At 70.3% G+C, this 17,722-nt stretch carries 12 protein-coding genes and 1 pseudogene; 6 read left to right on the plus strand and 7 right to left on the minus strand.

Features of this window, described 5'->3' with window-relative positions; translation table 11 throughout:
- The 4 genes from iolD (at position 1) to QM809_RS05510 (ending at position 5,285) form a co-directional block, all read left to right on the plus strand.
- Complete coding sequence (iolD, locus tag QM809_RS05495) at positions 1-1,929, plus strand: 3D-(3,5/4)-trihydroxycyclohexane-1,2-dione acylhydrolase (decyclizing) (RefSeq protein WP_415044809.1); 1,929 nt, start codon at positions 1-3, stop codon at positions 1,927-1,929.
- 256 nt (positions 1,930-2,185) lie between these two features.
- Positions 2,186-3,106, plus strand: a complete 921-nt coding sequence (locus tag QM809_RS05500) for a sugar phosphate isomerase/epimerase family protein (protein ID WP_415044810.1) — start codon at positions 2,186-2,188, stop codon at positions 3,104-3,106.
- 238 nt (positions 3,107-3,344) lie between these two features.
- Positions 3,345-4,382, plus strand: coding sequence for a Gfo/Idh/MocA family protein (locus QM809_RS05505; protein ID WP_415044811.1), 1,038 nt, complete (start codon positions 3,345-3,347; stop codon positions 4,380-4,382).
- Between the two features lie 27 nt (positions 4,383-4,409).
- Complete coding sequence (locus tag QM809_RS05510; protein ID WP_415044812.1) at positions 4,410-5,285, plus strand: sugar phosphate isomerase/epimerase family protein; 876 nt, start codon at positions 4,410-4,412, stop codon at positions 5,283-5,285.
- 55 nt (positions 5,286-5,340) lie between these two features.
- Here the strand turns inward: QM809_RS05510 and QM809_RS05515 are convergent, their stop codons facing one another.
- On the minus strand, positions 5,341-7,128 hold the full coding sequence (locus QM809_RS05515) for an ATP-binding protein (RefSeq protein WP_415044813.1): 1,788 nt from the start codon (positions 7,126-7,128) through the stop codon (positions 5,341-5,343).
- Positions 7,129-7,391: 263 nt separating this feature from the next.
- Here QM809_RS05515 and QM809_RS05520 point away from each other — a divergent pair, with 263 nt between their 5' ends.
- Positions 7,392-8,651 carry a peptidoglycan DD-metalloendopeptidase family protein gene (locus tag QM809_RS05520; protein ID WP_415044814.1) on the plus strand — a complete coding sequence of 420 codons (1,260 nt, stop codon included), beginning with the start codon at positions 7,392-7,394 and terminating at the stop codon, positions 8,649-8,651.
- Between the two features lie 30 nt (positions 8,652-8,681).
- Here QM809_RS05520 and QM809_RS05525 read toward each other — a convergent pair.
- From QM809_RS05525 to QM809_RS05540, 4 genes and pseudogenes are all read right to left on the minus strand, one after another.
- A pseudogene (locus QM809_RS05525) lies at positions 8,682-8,988 on the minus strand (hypothetical protein).
- 9 nt (positions 8,989-8,997) lie between these two features.
- Positions 8,998-11,187: an MMPL family transporter gene (locus tag QM809_RS05530; RefSeq protein WP_415044815.1), complete on the minus strand. Its 2,190-nt coding sequence runs from the start codon at positions 11,185-11,187 to the stop codon at positions 8,998-9,000.
- 4 nt (positions 11,188-11,191) lie between these two features.
- Positions 11,192-13,315 carry a M13 family metallopeptidase gene (locus tag QM809_RS05535; RefSeq protein WP_415044816.1) on the minus strand — a complete coding sequence of 708 codons (2,124 nt, stop codon included), beginning with the start codon at positions 13,313-13,315 and terminating at the stop codon, positions 11,192-11,194.
- A 91-nt stretch (positions 13,316-13,406) separates the two neighbouring features.
- The gene (locus QM809_RS05540; RefSeq protein WP_415044817.1) at positions 13,407-14,138 is read right to left on the minus strand and encodes a pirin family protein; all 732 of its coding nucleotides are present in this window, start codon (positions 14,136-14,138) and stop codon (positions 13,407-13,409) included.
- A gap of 132 nt (positions 14,139-14,270) precedes the next feature.
- Here QM809_RS05540 and QM809_RS05545 point away from each other — a divergent pair, with 132 nt between their 5' ends.
- The gene (locus tag QM809_RS05545; protein WP_415044818.1) at positions 14,271-15,884 is read left to right on the plus strand and encodes an NTF2-like N-terminal transpeptidase domain-containing protein; all 1,614 of its coding nucleotides are present in this window, start codon (positions 14,271-14,273) and stop codon (positions 15,882-15,884) included.
- A 47-nt stretch (positions 15,885-15,931) separates the two neighbouring features.
- On the opposite strand, the gene QM809_RS05550 is transcribed toward QM809_RS05545, so the two are convergent.
- Together QM809_RS05550 and QM809_RS05555 are read right to left on the minus strand one after the other, a co-directional pair.
- Positions 15,932-16,399: a DUF3054 domain-containing protein gene (locus QM809_RS05550; RefSeq protein WP_415044819.1), complete on the minus strand. Its 468-nt coding sequence runs from the start codon at positions 16,397-16,399 to the stop codon at positions 15,932-15,934.
- A gap of 91 nt (positions 16,400-16,490) precedes the next feature.
- Entirely contained in the window at positions 16,491-17,684 is a 1,194-nt protein-coding gene (locus QM809_RS05555; protein WP_415044820.1) for a lysylphosphatidylglycerol synthase transmembrane domain-containing protein, read from the minus strand.
- Positions 17,685-17,722: the final 38 nt, after the last annotated feature.

The following is a 17,722-nucleotide window of genomic DNA, read 5'->3' on the forward strand; positions in this document are numbered from 1 at the left end:
ATGAGCACCACCCGCCGCATGACCGTGTCCCAGGCACTGGTCGAGTTCCTGTCCCGGCAGTGGACCGTCGACGGCGACCGCCGTGAGCGGACCGTGCCCGGCACCTTCGGGATCTTCGGGCACGGCAACGTCGCAGGCATCGGGCAGGCGCTGCTGCAGTGCTCGGTGACCGATCCCGGTCGGATGCCCTACTACCAGGCCCGCAACGAGCAGGCCATGGTGCACCAGGCGGTCGGTTACGCCCGCATGCATCGTCGTCGCGGCACGCTGGCGTGCACCGCATCGGTGGGTCCGGGGGCGGCCAACATGCTGACCGGCGCGGCGCTGGCGACCGCCAACCGGATGCCCGCACTGCTGCTGGTCTCGGACACCTTCGCCACCCGCGTCGCCGACCCGGTGCTGCAGCAGCTGGAGCACCCGCACGACATCGGCATCCAGGTGTCCGACGCCTTCCGTCCGCTGTCCCGGTTCTTCGATCGGGTCCAGCGGCCCGAGCAGCTGTTCTCCATCGCGCTGAACGCCATGCGCGTCCTCACCGACCCCGCCGAGACCGGTGCGGTGACCATCGCCCTGCCCGAGGACGTGCAGGCCGAGGAGATGGACGTGCCGGTGGAGTTCCTGGCCGACCGCGAATGGCACGTCCGCCGCCCGCTGCCGGAGCGCGGCCCGCTGGCCCGCGCGGCCGCGGCGATCCGGGCCGGTCGGCGGCCGATGATCGTCGCCGGCGGCGGCGTGATCTACTCCGGCGCCGAGGACGCGCTGCGCGAGTTCGCCGAGACCACCGGCATCCCGGTCGCCACCACGCAGGCCGGCGGCGGTGCACTGGCGTGGGACCACCGCCTGAACCTCGGAGGAGTGGGCGCCACCGGCAGCGCCGCCGCCAACGCGATCGCCGCCGAGGCGGACGTGGTGATCGGCGTCGGCACGCGCTACAGCGACTTCACCACCGCCAGCCGCACCGCGTTCCAGGATCCGGGCGTGGCGTTCGTGAACGTCAACGTCGCCCCGTTCGACGCGTACAAGCACGGCACGCAGCTGCCGGTGATCGCCGACGCCCGCGAGGCCCTCGACGCGCTCACCGCGGAACTGGCCGACCTGCACGTGGACGCCGCCTACGCGGAGACGGCCGCCGCGGCCAAACGCGAATGGGACGACGTGGTGGACCGGGCGCTCGCCCCGACCGGCGCCGCACTGCCCGGCCAGCCGGAGATCATCGGCGCCGTGATGGACGCGATGGACCCGAAGGACGTCATCGTGCAGGCCGCCGGTTCACTGCCTGGCGACCTGCAGAAACTCTGGCGGCCGAACGATCCGCTCGGCTACCACGTGGAATACGCGTTCTCGTGCATGGGCTACGAGATCGCCGGCGGGCTGGGCGCCAAGCGCGGTCTGGTCGCCGACGGCGACGACCGCGACGTCGTGGTGATGGTGGGCGACGGGTCGTACCTGATGCTGCACACCGAACTGGTCACCGCGGTGGCCGAGGGCATCAAGCTGATCGTCGTGATCGTCCAGAACCAGGGCTACGCCTCCATCGGGCACCTGTCGGAGTCTGTCGGCAGCCAGCGCTACGGCACCCGCTACCGCTACGCGGAGACGCCCGGCGGCGAACCCGAGCGGATCACCTTCGAGCGCGGCGACTTCCTGCCGGTCGACCTGGCCGCCAACGCGCGCAGCTACGGCTGCGAGGTGGTCGACATCGAGCCCGGCTCCGCGGCGCTCACCGAGCTGAAGGAGGCGATGGCCGTCGCGAAGCGGAACGACGGCCCCACCGTGATCCATCTGCACAGCGATCCCTTCGTCTACGCCCCCGAGGGCGACGGATGGTGGGACGTGCCGGTCGCCGAGGTCTCCGAGATCGACAGCACCGGCACCGCACGCGCCGAGTACGTCGAACAACAGAAGAGACAGCGCCCGCTCCTCGGCTGAGCCCTCCCCGCCGGTCGAGACGCCTCTCGCCGGTCGAGATCCGCCTCTCGCCGGTCGAGACTCGCTTCTCACCGGTCGACGATTCGTCTCTCACCGGTCGAGGTTCGTCTCTCGCCGGTCGAGATTCACCTCTCGCTGGTCGAGCGGAGTCGAGACCACCCGCCGACCGACCCGGTGCGGAACGACGTGACGAACCGAGTCGAAGCCACCCCCCCCGAACAACCTGAGACACCGAACTCCGAAAAGGACCACCGACATGACCGACTCCGACCACAGCAAGGGCCTGCGCATCGGCACCGCTCCCGACTCCTGGGGCGTCTGGTTCGCCGACCACCCGCGCCAGACCCCGTGGGAGCGCTTCCTCGACGAGGTCGCCGAGGCCGGCTACCACTTCATCGAGCTCGGCCCGTACGGCTACCTGCCCACCGATCCGGTCCGCCTCAAGGAGGAACTCGACAAGCGCGACCTCGAGATCTCCGGCGGCACCATCTTCACCGGCTTCCACAAGGGCGAGGGCCAGTGGGACCGCGCCTGGGAGCAGGTCAGCGACGTCGCGACGCTCGTGCGCGCGATGGGCGCCGAGCACATCGTCGTGATCCCCGACCTGTGGCGCAGCGACCTGACCGGCGAGGCGCTGGAGTCCCGGACGCTCGACGACGACCAGTGGAAGGCGCTCGCCGACGGCCACGACCGCCTCGGCAAGGCGCTGTTCGAGGAGTTCGGCATCCGCCAGCAGTTCCACAGCCATGCCGACAGCCACGTCGGCACCACCGGCGAGGTGGAGCGCCTGCTGGCCGAGACCGACCCGCGCTATGTGAACCTGTGCCTGGACACCGGCCACTTCGCCTACTACGGCGGCGACAACGTCGCCCTGATGCAGCGTCATCCCGAGCGCATCGGCTACCTGCACCTCAAGCAGATCGATCCGGAACTGATCTGGGAGGTCCTCAAGAACGACAAGCCGTTCGCGGACTGCGCCGCCGAGATCATGGTGGAGCCGCCGAACGGGATCCCGGACTTCGCCCCGGTGATCGACGAGGCGATCAAGATCAACCCGGAGATGTTCGCGATCGTCGAGCAGGACATGCCCGGCTGCGACGTCGACCTCCCGCTCGGCATCGCCGCCCGCACCCGGCAGCACATCTTCGGCTGCCACCCGCTGACCCGCACCCACTGACCGCCGGATCGGGATCTCGACTCCGCTCGATCACCGAGGGCCACCGCTCGATCGACGGGGGCCACCGACTCGCTGGTTGAGCAGAGTCGAAGCCACCGATCCGCCGGTTGAGGTCTCCGCTCGCTGGTTGAGCGAAGTCGAAACCACCGATCCGCCGGTTGAGATCTCCGCTCGCCGATCGAGCGGAGTCGAGACCCCCACCCACCCCACGACCACCACCAGGAAAGGCCGCACCCTCATGAGCAACTCCGAGCTGCGCGTCGGCGTCGTCGGCGCCGGAGCCATGGGCTTCGACCACATCAAGCGTCTGACCGGCACGATCACCGGTGCCCACGTCAGCGCCGTCGTCGAACCCGACGACGCCCGCCGGACCGCGGCGCTCGAACACGCGCCGCAGGCGCAGGGCTTCGCGGACGTGGAGGCGGCCGTCGCCGCCGGCGCGATGGACGCGGCGCTGATCGCGACCCCGGGCCAGTTCCACGAGGCCGGTCTGCTCACCTGCCTCGGCGCGGGACTGCCGATCCTGTGCGAGAAGCCGCTCACCAAGGACCCGGAGTCGTCGTGGAACGTGGTGCAGGCCGAGACGGCTGGCGGCAAGAAGCTGATCCAGGTCGGTTTCATGCGCCGGTTCGACCGCGAGTACGAGGCGCTGCGCGAACTGATCGCCGCGCAGCGCGTCGGTGAGCTGCTGATGATCCACGCGGTGCACCGCAACCCGTCGGTGCCCGACAGCTACGACCAGCGGATGCTGATCAACGACTCGGTGGTCCACGAGTTCGACGTGGTGCCGTGGCTGGCCGGCGGTTCGGTGACCTCGGTCGAGGTGCGGCACGGTCGTCGCAACCCGAACACCCCCGCCCACCTCAACGAGCCGATCCTGGTCCTGATGGAGCTGGACAACGGCGTGCTGGTGGACGTGGAGATGAACGTCTCGGTCCGGTTCGGCTACCAGGTGGCGACCGAGGCCGTGATGGCCGACGGCATCGCGCGGATCGGCCAGCCGTCGGGCATGCAGATCTGGCAGAACGCGACCTACTCGATCGGCGAGCACGCGGACTTCACCACCCGCTTCGTCGAGGCCTACGACCGCGAGGTGCAGGCCTGGGTCGACGCCGCCGCCGGGTTCCTCGCGGGCGCGTCGGACAGTGCGATCGCCGGCCCCTCGGCGTGGGACGGCTACAAGGTGGCCGTGTGCTGCGAGGCCGGGGTCCGCGCCCTCGAGGAGCCGGGCCGGGTCGCCGTCGACCTGCCGCCGGTCCCCGACTTCTACCTCTGATCCGAACCCTCACCACAGGAGACCCCGATGGTGCGCATCGCCCTCGATCCCACCCCGTACCACTCCACGCACGAGTTCTTGGACTTCTTCGACGTCGCCGCGTCGAACGGCTACGAGTGGATCCAGCTGACCCCGCACCCCGACTGGATCCCGTTCTTCGGGCATCCGCGGGTCGACGACGCGTACCTGCGCCGGGTGCGGGAACGCTCGGCGTCGACGGGCGTCGGGATCGCCTCGCTGTTGCCGGTGCAGCGCCTGTCGTGGCCGGAGGAGCCGCTCCGCCGGGCCGCGGTGAAGAACTTCACGCGCATCATCGAGATCGCCGCCGAACTCGAGGTGCCGGTGATCAACACCGAGTTCTCCGGTCGGCCGGAGCGGGCCGAGGAGTCCGAGGCGGGTTTCTACCGGTCGATGGAGGAGTTGATCCCGGTGCTCGAATCGTCCGGGGTGACGCTCAACATCGACCCGCACCCGGACGACTTCGTCGAGGACGGTCTCGCCGCCTGGCAGATCATCCGGGGCCTGAACTCGCCGGCGGTCGGCTTCGTCTACGTCGCCAGCCACACCTTCCACATGGGTGACCGGGCCGAGTCGCTGATCCCGCAGCTCGGCGACCGGCTCGGCGCGGTCTACACCGCCGACACCTTCGACCACACCCGCAGCCACGGCCTGCGGTACATCACCAATCCGCCGGGCAACGCGGTGCGCGTGCACCAGCACCTGGCGATCGGCGACGGCGACGTCGACTGGGATCAGCTGTTCGCCGCGCTGGGCCGCAGCGGTCTCCTCGCCCGCGAGGACGCGATCCTCTGCTCGAACGTCTTCGCCGAGGACGAGCGGGCCGACGAGGTCTCCCGGGCGCAGCTCGCGAAGATCACCGAACTGGTCGAGAAGCACCGCTGACCGGGCCGTCGTGAACGGTGTCGCAGGCCGACCGTCGGCGAGACCGCTTCCGGATTCACCGGGGTCCGTCGGCGGTGGGGCGACGATAGCGCGTCGTGCGTATCCCTCTACCGCCGTCGACGACGACACGTCCCGCCTCCTCCATCCTGCGCAACGCATAGGCCACCTGAGAGTCGGTCAACCCGGTGACGTCGACGATCGCCCGCCGCGGCATCCCCTCCGCGGGCCCCGCGTCGAGGGCGGCCAGGATCGTCGGCTCGTGCTTCGAGCGCACGGTGTCGGAACGGGAAGGCGCGGGAGGTGACGTGTCGGCCGCAGTCCGGTCTGTGATCACCTCCACCGCGGGGACGGTGCGCGCGCTGTCGTCGGCGAGTTCGGGAGCCAACCGGTACGTGGTGCTGCCGCGGTCACCGACCGACTCGGCGAGTCCGGCGCTCACCAGTCCCTGCAGCACGGCGAGTGCCTCGCGTGAGTCGATCGGGGCGAATTCTTCGCGGACCAGAGAGTTCGTCCACTGCCGGCCACTGCGCATTGATGCCAGGATCTCACGCTGCATATCGGAGAGCGGGGCATCCGAAGCGATGTTCCCGAGCCAGGTGAGGTCTTCGTCGGACAGCAGTGCGTGGCGTGAGACCTGTGCGGTGAAACCCACCCCGGAATCGTGGAACTCGGGTGGTCGCAGCCCGGCTTTGCGGAGGACGAGGCGGGCCTCCCGGATTCCCCCGCCTTCCCCTTCGATCACGCGACTGCCCTCGACGGTGCGTGTGAACTTGCAGATGTCGTAGAGGAACTCGTTCACCGCCGACTTCCCGTTCGGGGTGCCCAACTGGTCTTTGCTGACTCCCCAGAGTCCTCCGGGATTCGAGATCACCAGGTAGTCGTCGCGCAGCCGGATCTCGACGCGTCTGCTTTGCGTGTGGGGCCCGAGGTCGCGGTGGACCAAGGCGTTCGCAATCAGCTCGCGGACTGCGATCATCGGGATCTCGGCCTGATCGAGTCCGTGACCGTCAGGTCCGTAGCGGACGACGCGACGGGTGTTGCGGGCCACCCATTCCATCGCTTCGTCGAGCATGTCGGGGATCGGTCCGTCCAGGTGAACGAGGTCCCGGGTCCGGCCGTGGGTCCGGTCCGGCAGCTCGACGGCGGCGGTGATCGACAGGGACGGTGCGAACGACTGCGGGTACCTTCCCAGCGCATACAGTCCTGCGACCGTCAGCCGGCCGGGATCGGTGATCGAAAGCACGCCTTTGTCGCGAAGCACCTGTTCGTCCGTCTCGTTGCCGAGGCGTCTCGACGACGACCTCGCCTCGATGAGGAAGCGGGTGACCAGGTCGGTGGACAGATCATCGACGGAGGATCCGGGCACCGGCAGGTTGTCGTATCTCGGCCGGTCGCGCAGAGCGAGCATCTGCGCCACTTCTTGCTCTGACATCCGGTAGTCGCCGTCGGCCTGACGCAGGTAGGCGCGCCTGCCCTTGACCGTGACGCAGGGCCGGTAGGGACGTCCGAGCGCTGCGACGGTGGTGATCAGCACGTCGCGCCCGTCGACTCGTGCGTACTCGAACGACACCTGTGCGGGCGGGTCGACGGAGGTTCTCGCCTGGCCGGCGATTCCGGCCTCCAGCTCCGCGAGCCGCGAGACGCCGGTGATCCCGAATCGCGTGCCTTCGTCGACCCCGAGGATGATCGTCCCGCCGTCGGGCATGTTCGAGAACGCACACAGGGTCTCGGTCAGGTTCGGGGTGCCGCCCGCTGCGCGTTTGACCTCGATCTCCGATCGATCGCCGCCGCGCTGACGGAGTTCGGCCAGAGTCTCTTGCAGTCGTGCGGCCGTCCATTGCATGGGGAGGACACTAATGTGCACAGCGACAAGAGTAAATATTTAAATATTTACTTCATGATGTTGAGTGTCTGAAGGGCCTCGAAGTTCGGGCGGCGAGTCCGCTCCGGTGGTGACGACCGGGTCGCGTGGAAGCCCGCGGTGTCCGGCCGCCGCGCAGTCGGCCCGGTGTACCCTCGCCCGTACGAGCCCGCATCGCCGGAGGGTCCCTGATTCTGCAGGTCCGGTGTCCGGGCAGGGGTCCGTGCGGAGGTGGTTTTCCCGAGATGGCGGCGATCTATCGACCGCTCGCGTCGAATGTGCCGGTGTCGTCCGGCTTCGGCCCGCGGGGCGGACAACAGCACAACGGGATCGATTTCGCCTGCCCGGTCGGCACCCCGATCTACGCGGTCGCCGACGGCGTGGTGGTGGAGGGCGCGGAGCGCGAACAGGGCAGCGTCAGCGGATTCGGGTCGTGGATCTGGATCGACTGCCAGAGCTCCGCGCGCGTCGACGCGGTCTACGGGCACGTGCGGCATCCGGGCATCCGGGTGCGGCGCGGTGACCGGGTGGTGGCCGGCCAGCTGATCGGCGAATCCGGCAACGAAGGCCAGACCACGGGTCCGCACCTGCACTTCGAGGTGTGGGGGCCGCCGGGACGTCGCGGCGGCCGGGCGCTCGACCCGGCGCCGTGGCTGCTGGGAGCTCTGGACCCGACCGAGCAGGAACCGGAACCGGGGGAGGGCCTGACCGCCGAGTCGCTCTCGGAGGCGATGGGCGGAAGCCTGTCGCTCGCGCGCTATCGCGAACTGCTGCCGGGCATGGCCAACGCCATGCGCGAAGCGAAGATCGACACGGTCCTGCGGGCCGCGCACTGGCACGCACAGCTCGGCCACGAATCGGTCGGGCTGCGGCACATGAGCGAGATCTGGGGGCCGACCCCGTCGCAGCGCGGCTACGAAGGACGCGCCGACCTCGGCAACAACCGACCCGGCGACGGCTACCGGTTCCGCGGATCCGGGCCGATCCAGCTGACCGGCCGCGCCAACTTCACCCGGTTCTCGCGCTGGTGCTTCGACCAGGGATACACCAAGAAGGCGAACGAGATCGTCGACGATCCCGACCGCGTGCGCGACGACCCGAAGTTCGGGTTCCTGGCCGCGTCCTGGTACTGGACCGTCGCCCGGCCGCAGCTGAACTCGCTGGCCGACGCCGACGACCTGAACGGGGTGACCCGCGCGATCAACGGCGGACTGAACGGCATCAACGATCGGCGTGCCCGCCTGGCGCGCTGCAGGAGGCTCGGGACCAGACTGCTCCCGGGGGAGGAGGACGAATTGACTCCGGAGGAACGACGGCTGCTGCGCGAGGTCCACACCCAGCTGCTCGGCCCGAACAGCCGCGGCTGGCCGCAGCTTGGACAGAACCCGCAGGGGCAGAACCTGACGGTGGTCGACGCGATCGCCGCGCTCCGCAACGACGTGAACGCGCTCAACGCGCGGATCGACGAGTTGGAGAAGCTGGAGAAGCAGCAGCGGAAGGCGTGACCGCGCCCCGGAAGCGGCGGCGGGTGTGGGCTATTCGGCGGGCAGCGCGGCGGTGACGGCGGCGGTGAGACCCGTCGCGGCACCGGTGACGGCGAAGACCGACGGCCATGCGCCGATCTTCTTGGCCAGCGGGTGCGAGGCGCCGAAGGCGCCCAGGTAGGCGGTGGTGAGGACCGCGGTGACGGCCGGGCCGCAGCTGGAGCCAGCTGCGGCCGGCGACCACGCCGGCACCGGCCAGGACGGCGCCGCCGAGCGGGCGGACACCGGTGGCGCGAGCGAGACCGTAACCCCCGATCAGGCCGACGGCGACAGCGGGGACGGAAGGATCGATACGCATGCCTGCACCCTACTCGCGGTGCGGTGCTCTCAGATCGGCCGCGGGCCCGGCGGGACGGTCCGGATCGACGGTGGGGTCGGGCCACCAGATGCGGCGCCCGACGTCGAGCGTCAGGGCGGGAACCAGCAGGGAGCGCACGATCAGGGTGTCGATCAGCACGCCCGCGGCCACCAGGAAGGCGACCTGCGCCAGGAACAGCAGCGGGATCACCGCGAGCGCCGAGAAGGTCGCGGCCAGCACGATCCCGGCCGCGCTGATCACCCCGCCGGTACTGGTCAACGCGATGATCATGCCCTTGCGCGTGCCGTGTCGTCGAGCCTCCTCCCGGGCCCGGGTCATCAGGAAGATGTTGTAGTCGATCCCGAGCGCCACCAGGAAGACGAACGCGAACAGCGGCACCGTGGGGTCGGCGCCGGGGAACCCGAACGGTCCGTTGAACAGCAGCGCGGCGATCCCGAGGGTGGTGGCGAACGAGAGCACCGTCGTCGCCAGCAGCAGCGCCGGCGCGGCGAACGACCGGAGCAGCAGGACCAGCACCGCGAACACCACGAGAAGGACGGCCGGGATCACCAGGTTCCGGTCGTGTTCGGCGGCCAGCCGGGTGTCCAGATCGACGGCGGTGGCGCCGCCGATCAGCGCGTGCGGGACACGCGAGAGGTCCTCGCGGAGACGCTCCACGGTGGCTTGGGCGGCGAGCGAATCGGGGTCGTCGGTCAGCGTCACCTGGATCGCGACGCGGCCGTCACGCACCACCGGTCCGCCGTCACGTTCGAGGGCCGCCGCCCCGGCGACTCCGGGGGCTTCGCCTTCGTGCCGCACGATCCACTCGGCCCAGTGTTCGTCGGCGATGATCCAGGTGGGGGAGCCGACACCGGCGTCGAAGTGCCGCGCGTGCAGTTCCGCGCCCTGCACGGACTCCACCTCGCCGAGGAAGAAGTCGTTCACCGCGACGCCGTCGGACCGGAACATCGGCGCGAACGCGGCACCGGTGACCAGGACGGCGAGGGTGACGAGCCAGATCGTGCGCGGCGCCGCGGCCACGAACGCCGCGACCCGCTGCCAGATCCGGTGCGCCGAGCCGGTCGCGGCGGCCGGTGCGTCAGAATGTGCGCCGATCCGGGGGTCCGTCGGACCATCTGCCGGAGCACCCCCCGGATTCGTGTCCTTTTCGGCGGGATCGACGGCGGGATGAGGGCGGCGCGGCCAGAAGGCGCCGCGGCCGAGCAGCGCGAGGACCGCGGGGAGGAAGGTGACCGAGGCGAGGAACGACGCCGCGATCCCGAGCGCCGCGATCGGACCGAGGCTCCGGTTGGAGTTCAGGTCGCTCAGCAGCAGGCACAGGACGCCGAGGATCACGGTCCCGGCCGACGCGGCGATCGCCGGGAGCGTGGCGCGCCACGCGGAGACCAGTGCGGCCCGGGCGTCGTCCTGCTCCCCGAGGTGCTCGCGATATCGGGCCACCAGCAGCAGCGCGTAATCGGTGGCGGCGCCGAAGACCAGGATGAACAGGATGCCCTGGCTCTGCCCGTTGAGCTCGATCGCTCCGGCGTCGGCGAGGACGTACACCAGCCCCGAGGCCAGTGCGAGCGCCAGGATCGCCGAGATCAGCACCACGATCGGCAGGATCGGCGACCGGTAGACCACGATCAGGATGATCAGCACCAACGTGCCCGCGACCAGGAGCAGCAGCCCGTCGATCCCGGCGAACGCCCCCGACAGGTCGGCGGCCTGCGCGGCCGGGCCGGTCACCGCGACCGTCAGCCCGGCGGGCGGATCGGCCAGCGCCTCGCGCAGCTTCTCGATCCGCGGGCGCGGTCTGCCGTCGGTGGAGATCGGGACGAACTGCTGGGTCGCGGCGTCGTCGGACGACGGCAGCACCGGCGAGAACGCCGGGCCGAAGCCCTCGGCGCCGGCCAGCGGCCGGGTGGCCGCGCGGAGGAACTCGCGGTCGGGTTCGGTGATCCCGCCGTCGCGCACGGCGACGACGATGGCCGGGAAGAACCCGGTGTCGGTGAAGGCGGGCAGCTCGTCGGCCACCTTCGTCGACTCCGCCGAGGCGGGCAGGAAGGCGCTCGCCTCGGTGGTGGTCACCTGGCTGAGCTTCCCGGAGAGCGGGCCGGCGACCCCGCCGATGCCCAGCCAGACCAGGACGGCGATCGCCGGCAGCAGCCAACGCGCCGTCGATCGCGTCCCGGTCATCGGATCACCAGATCCGCACGCGCTGGTCCGGTGCCAGATACAGCGCCGCGCTCTCGGGGACGTCGAAGGCGTCGTAGAAGGCGTCGATGTTGCGGACCACGCCGTTGCAGCGGAACTCCGGCGGCGAATGCGGGTCGATGGAGAGTCGGCGGACGGCCTCCTCGTCGCGCGTCTTGGTCCGCCAGATCTGCGCCCAGCTGAAGAAGACGCGCTGGCGGCCGGTGAGACCGTCGATCACGGGCGGTGCGGGGGCTTCGACACGGGCTCCTTCGTCGCCCGGCTCAGCCGGCGAAGTGGGGGCTGTTGCGTCGCCGGGCTCGGTAGGCGGGGTGGGGGCTGCTGCGTCGCTCGGCTCGGCCGGCGAGGCGGCGGTGGCGATGTCGTAGGCCACCAGTGCGATGGAGAGGCCGCCCAGGTCGCCGATGTTCTCGCCGAGGGTGAACTCGCCGTTCACGGTGTGCTCCGGGTCCAGGCCGTTCGGCGTGTACTCCGAGTACTGCGCGGCCAGGGCTCCGGTGCGCTTGCCGAACTCGGCGCGGTCGTCGTCGGTCCACCAGTCCACCAGGTTGCCGTCGCCGTCGTACTTGGCGCCCTGATCGTCGAATCCGTGGCCGATCTCGTGGCCGATCACCGCGCCGATGCCGCCGTAGTTCGCGGCGTCGTCGGCGTCGGCGTCGAAGAACGGCGGCTGCAGGATGGCGGCGGGGAAGACGATCTCGTTCATGCCCGGGTTGTAGTAGGCGTTGACCGTCTGCGGGGTCATGAACCATTCGTCGCGGTCCACCGGACGGCCGATCTTGCCCAGCTCGCGGTCGGTCTCGAACGCCGAGGCGCGGGCCACGTTGCCGATCAGATCCGCCGGATCGACCTCGAGCGCCGAGTAGTCGCGCACGGTGGCCGGGTAACCGATCTTCGGGGTGAACTTCGCCAGCTTGGCCAGGGCCTTCTCCCGGGTCGCCGGGGTCATCCACTCCAGTTCGGAGATGTTGCGGCGGTAGGCCTCGATGAGGTTGGCGATCAACTCGTCCATGCGGGCCTTCGCCGCGGGCGGGAAATGCTTCTCCACATACAGCTCGCCGACGGCGAAACCCATCGCGTCCTCGACGAAGCCGACGCCGCGCTTCCAGCGGTCGCGGTTCTCCGGCGCCCCGGACAGGGTGGTGCCGTAGAACGCGAAGTTCTCGTCGACGAAGGCCGCCGAGAGGTACGGTGCGGCGCCGCGGAGCAGTCGCCAGGTGAGCCAGGTCTTCACCTCGTCGAGCGGGCGGCGGGTCAGCACGGCGGCGGCGCCGGTGAGGAACGACGGCTGGCCGACCACCACCTCGGCGAACGCATCGGCCGTCTCGCCCCCTGAGCCCGTCGAAGGGTGGACCGCCGCGATCCAGGCGTCGACGTCGAAGCCGTCGGCCGCCGCGCGCAGCTCCTCGCGCGACATCAGGTTGTAGGTGGCCTCGGCATCACGACGCCGGACCACGTCCCAGTGGTGCGAGGCCAGCTCGGTCTCCAGGTCCAGGACGGTCGCCGCGGCCGCGGCGGCATCCGCGCGCCCGGCCAGCGCGAACATCCGCTCCAAATGCGCCAGGTAGGCCGCGCGGGTGTCGGCGTGCTTGTCCTCGCGGTAGTACGACTCGTCGGGGAGCCCGAGGCCGCTCTGCACGATGTGGACCAGATAGCGCTCGGAGTCCTTGGCGTCGGTGTCGACGTAGAAGCCGAACAGGCCGCCGATCCCGCCGCGCTGGAAGGCGCCGAGCGCCTGCGCGAGAGCCGCCGGGCCGTCGACGGCCTCGATCGCGGCCAGTCCGCCGGAGATCGGCGAGATCCCGAGCTCCTCGATCCGCTCGGTGTCCATGAACGACGAGTACAGCGCCCCGATGGCGGCGGCGTTCGACGACGTCGCCGCTCCGGTCTCGGCGGCGCACGCCTCGACGATCTCGCGGACGTGCGCCTCGGCGTTGTCGCGCAGCACGTGGAAGGCGCCGTCGACGCTGCGGTCCGCGGGGATCCGGTGTTCGGCCAGCCAGCGGCCGTTGACGTGGGTGAACAGGTCGTCGCCGACCGGCACGGAATCGTCGACCCAGGACAGATCGAGGCCGGAGTTCTTGTCTTCGAGAGTCGTCACACGGTCCATCGTGCCGGACGACGACGGCGCGGGCACCCTCTCTTCGCCGAGGGCGGACGCAGACGACGTCGCCGCGCCCTCCGCGGGAGAGCCGGTCCGGCTATTCGCCCAGCGCCTTGTCCATGCTCCAGATGAGCAGTTCGGTGTCGACGAGGGCGACCACCTCGGAGCCGGTCACCTCGCGCGCCCGCAGGGTGTCGGCGGCCTCCAGGGTGTGTCCCTCGACCCGGACGGTGCCGACGGTGACGAACAGGTGGGTGAACCGGGCGGACGGGATCGTCGTCCGTTCCCCGGCGGCCAGGCGCGCGACCCACAGCGTGGCGCCCGCGTTGCGGATGCGGACGGCCGAATCGTGCGCGGGATCGCCCGAGGCCAGGGGGATCAGACCGCCCGCGGCGAGTTCGGTGGAGACGTCGCACTGCTCGTACGACGGATCCGCGCCGGTCTCGTCGGGCAGCAGCCACATCTGGACGTAGTGGACCGGCTCGCGGGCGGCGGAGCCCGGACCGTGGTCGTTGCGCTCGGAGTGCAGGATCCCGGTGCCCGCGCTCATCCGCTGGGCGAGGCCGGGGTGGATCAGACCGCTGTGGCCTCGGGAGTCCTGGTGGACCAGCGACCCGGACAGCACCCAGGTGACGATCTCGGTCTCGCGATGCGGGTGGGTGTCGAACCCCTGTCCGGGGGCCACCGTCTCGTCGTTGTGGACCAGTAGGACACCGTGATGGGTGTCCGTGGGGTCATAATGGTCACCGAACGAGAACCCGTGCCGAGATGTGAGCCAGTCGGTGGTGGTCGTGGCGCGATCCGCGCCCCGGACGACGTGCAGAGACATAGGATCATTATCTATCCCCGACGTCGATGGATCGGATTGTGATCATTTGGATACTGGACAGTAAGCTGACTCGCTAGTCATTCTCCTGTTACTCGAGTGAAGATTGTGATGATGGGTCTACGATGGTGGCGTGTGGTGTCGACGGGTGTCGTCGGCATCCTCGTGGCCGGTCTGCTGGTGGCCTGCGGGGGTGACGAGAACAGCGCGCCGGCGCGTGCCGCGCGAGCGTTCGCCGCGGCGTTGTCGGCGCAGGACGTCAACGCGGCCGCCGAGCTGACGACCTCGCCGTCGCAGGCCTCCGAATCACTCGGGATGAGTTTCGCCGGCATGCACGCCCGGCGCGTCGAGGCCCAGGTCACCGAGACCGTCGAGTACAGCGACGGCACCGGCTCGTTCTCGATGAAGGCCGTCTGGACCTGGGCCGACGATCGGGAGTTCGAGACCGTCACCAACGGCAGCGTGCGCCGCCTGTCCACCGGCTGGAAGGTGCAGTGGGAGCCGGGACTGCTCCACACCGGGATGCCCGTGGGCGGACGACTCCAGATGGTGCGCACCGATGCGACCCCGGCGCCGAAGGTCCGCAACTCCGCCGATCGCGCACTGATGCAGATGCAGGCGGTGAACGACGTCGTGATCGATCCGACCGCGACCAAGAACCCGCAGCGTTCGGTGAACCAGTTGGCCGCGGCGCTGAAGCCGATCGCTCCGCTCGTCACCGCCCGCGTGATCAACGACAAGATCGTCGCCAATCAGGGCGGCGAGACCGTCGCGGTGACCCTGCGGAACCCCGACATGAAGATGCTGGCCGCCGACCCCGAGCGCATCGCCGGGGTCTCGGTGGTCAAGGGCGGGATGCTGGTGATGACCGACCGGCGGATCTCCACGCCGCTGGTCGGCGGTCTGACCAACTACTGGCAGGCGCTGCGCGATGCGACGGCGGGCTGGGCGGTGCAGCAGGTGGCGCCCGGCAAGGCGCCCGTCCGGCTCGGCGGCGAACAGGGCGGGCCGGCCCCCGACATCAAGACCACCGTCGACGTCGACGAGCAGCTGCTCCTCGGCGAGTCGGTGGTCGAGGTGGCGCAGCCGACCACCATGATGAGTTTCGACGCGCGCAGCGGCGCCATCCGCGGAATGGCCCAGAACGACGCCGCGGCGGACAAGACCATCCTCGCCGACGTCGCCTATCCGACCGGCAGCACCCTCGATCCCGTGTTCTCCGCACTCGATGCGCAGACCGCGAACGACGGCGAGGCGACCGAACGGATGCACAAGCTCGGACTGGGGCTGACGATCACCGTGCCGGGCGTGGTGGCGCCGGGTCGGGAGGCGTCGCGTCGTTCGGTGTCCGAGGCGGCGTTCCGTCCGCAGGACTTCACCGCGACCATGATCACCATGGGGACCCTCGGGGTGTCGGTGGCGCGCTCGCTCGCCGGGGAGACGTCGTCGGCGGCCCCGTTCCTCATCAAGAACTCGCCGGCCAAGGTGAGCGGAGGTTCGCTGGGCGCCATGGATCGGGAGGTGACGCGGCGCATCGCCGCGGCCATGACCACCACCGCGCGCAGCGGCGACGCCAGCGACATCACCTCGGCTCCCGGACTGCGGGCGCTGGTGGGCACCAACGGGCCCCAGGGGCCGGGCTGGTTCATCGGGATCTCCGAGGGCAAGGTGATCGTGATCTACTGCGAGGACGAGCGTTCGGGAAGCGCGGCGCTCCAGGTGGCGCAGAAGTACTACCGGCTCTCCTGACGGAGTCGAGCACCGCCGAGAGCCGACGGAGCACGGAGCGGCCCGGTTCAGCCGCGGCGTGCGGTACGGCGGCCGAGGAGCAGGGCGACCAGCCGCCAGCCGAGCAGCAGGATCGCGGTGGCGATCGACGCGACGACGATGAACGCCGCCGCCGTGCCCTGACCGGACACCCACCGCAGAAGCATGCCGATCGCGACGGTGCCGATCCAGACGGTCACCCCGGCCGGAAAGAGCCGCTGGGGCTGCCACCCGGTGCCGGGGGGACGACCGCCGCTCACCGCCCGCATCCGCAGGAGGGCGTCGATCAGGAGGCACGACGACCAGCCGATCACCCAGCCCGTCAGGAAGGGCCACAGCGCGTTCAGATAGCCCCAGATCGAGGCGCCCTCGTCGTGGCTGGCCCGGCCGACCGCGACGAAGACCGCCACGGCCGTCAGATCGAGCGCCATCGCTCCCAGGACCACGGTGGCCGAAGCGGGCGGGGCCGGAGCGGGACGGGGAGCGGGCGTCGTCATACGGTCCACGTTAGGCCCCGTGACGGACGTTCCCGCACCGGACTCGGCGGCGAAGGGGCATCCGTCACAGGCGCTGTGCGGGTGGGCGGTGTCAGCCGTCGGTGGGCCGGTCTCCGTCGGTGTCGGACGATTCCGGCTCGGATCGGTCGTGCGTCGTGTGCCGGGGCTCGTCGTCCGGGTCCACGGCGCCCTCCTCTCGGGCCTTCTCGATCCGGATCTCGTCGCGGGAACTGATCGCGTGGCGGTAGCGGAAGGCGATCACCACCCAGCCGACGATCGCGACCAGCAGCCAGCTGACGGCACGGTAGATGATCATCACCATGATGGCGTCGGGGAGGGGCATGCCCGCGCTGGCGAGGGCCGGTGTCAGCGTCGCCTCGACCACGCCGAGCCCGCCGGGCAGCAGGGGGATCGCACTGCCCACGGCCTTGCTCGTGGCGTAGGCCAGCATCAGCCCGGGGATCCCCGGCTCGGCGCCGATCGCGTAGCACGCGAAGGCCAGACAGGCGACGTCGGCGACCCAGTTGAACAGGCTCCAGCCGAACGCCTGGCCCGCGTGCCTGCGGCGCAGCTTCACCGCGCGCAACTGCTCCAGGATCTGGTGGAGTCGGTCGGTGCCGTGGTCGGCGGGTCTGTCGCGGAACTTGTTGATCCAGCCCAGGATCTGGCGGCCGACGCCCTCGAGTGATTCCGGGTGCCGGGCCAGGTACTGCATCACCACGACGAACACCAGGAACCCGGAGACGGTGAAGAGCACCGAGAACGGGCTGGTCTTGGCGCCGGCCAGAAAGGCGCCGCCGAGGCCGAGCAGGGCCAGGCCGACACCGGCGAGCAGCCCCGACATCACGAGCTGCCAGGAGGCGGCGATCGGCGTCGCACCCCACTTGCGGCTCTCCCGGTAGATGAAGGCCGGGGCCAGCACCTGGCCGCCGGGCATGGTCTGCGAGATCGAGTTGGAGGCGAGGACCACCGCCAGCGACTCCCGCTGGCGCACTTTGACGCCCGCGGCCCGCATCAGGACGCGCTGCACCTCGGCCGGGGCGTCCATGGACAGCGCGGCGGCCGCGATACAGGCCAGCACCCACCACCAGTGGATGTCGTCGACGCGTTTCCAGGCGGGCGCGAGATGCGGCCAGACGAGCACCAGTTCGACGACCAGGATCGCCACGACGACGACCACGCCCAAGACCTTGAGCCTGCGCTGCCACGTCCACCGGGACGTCTCGCCGACGGTCTCCGCCGCCGTCACGGATCCCGCGTCGTCGTCGGGGGTGTCGTCGGCCATACCGTCGACCCTAGTGGGCTTCTCATCTCGGACACCAC

Source organism: Gordonia sp. (in: high G+C Gram-positive bacteria) (assembly GCF_047600385.1).
Taxonomy (GTDB): Bacteria; Actinomycetota; Actinomycetes; order Mycobacteriales; family Mycobacteriaceae; genus Gordonia.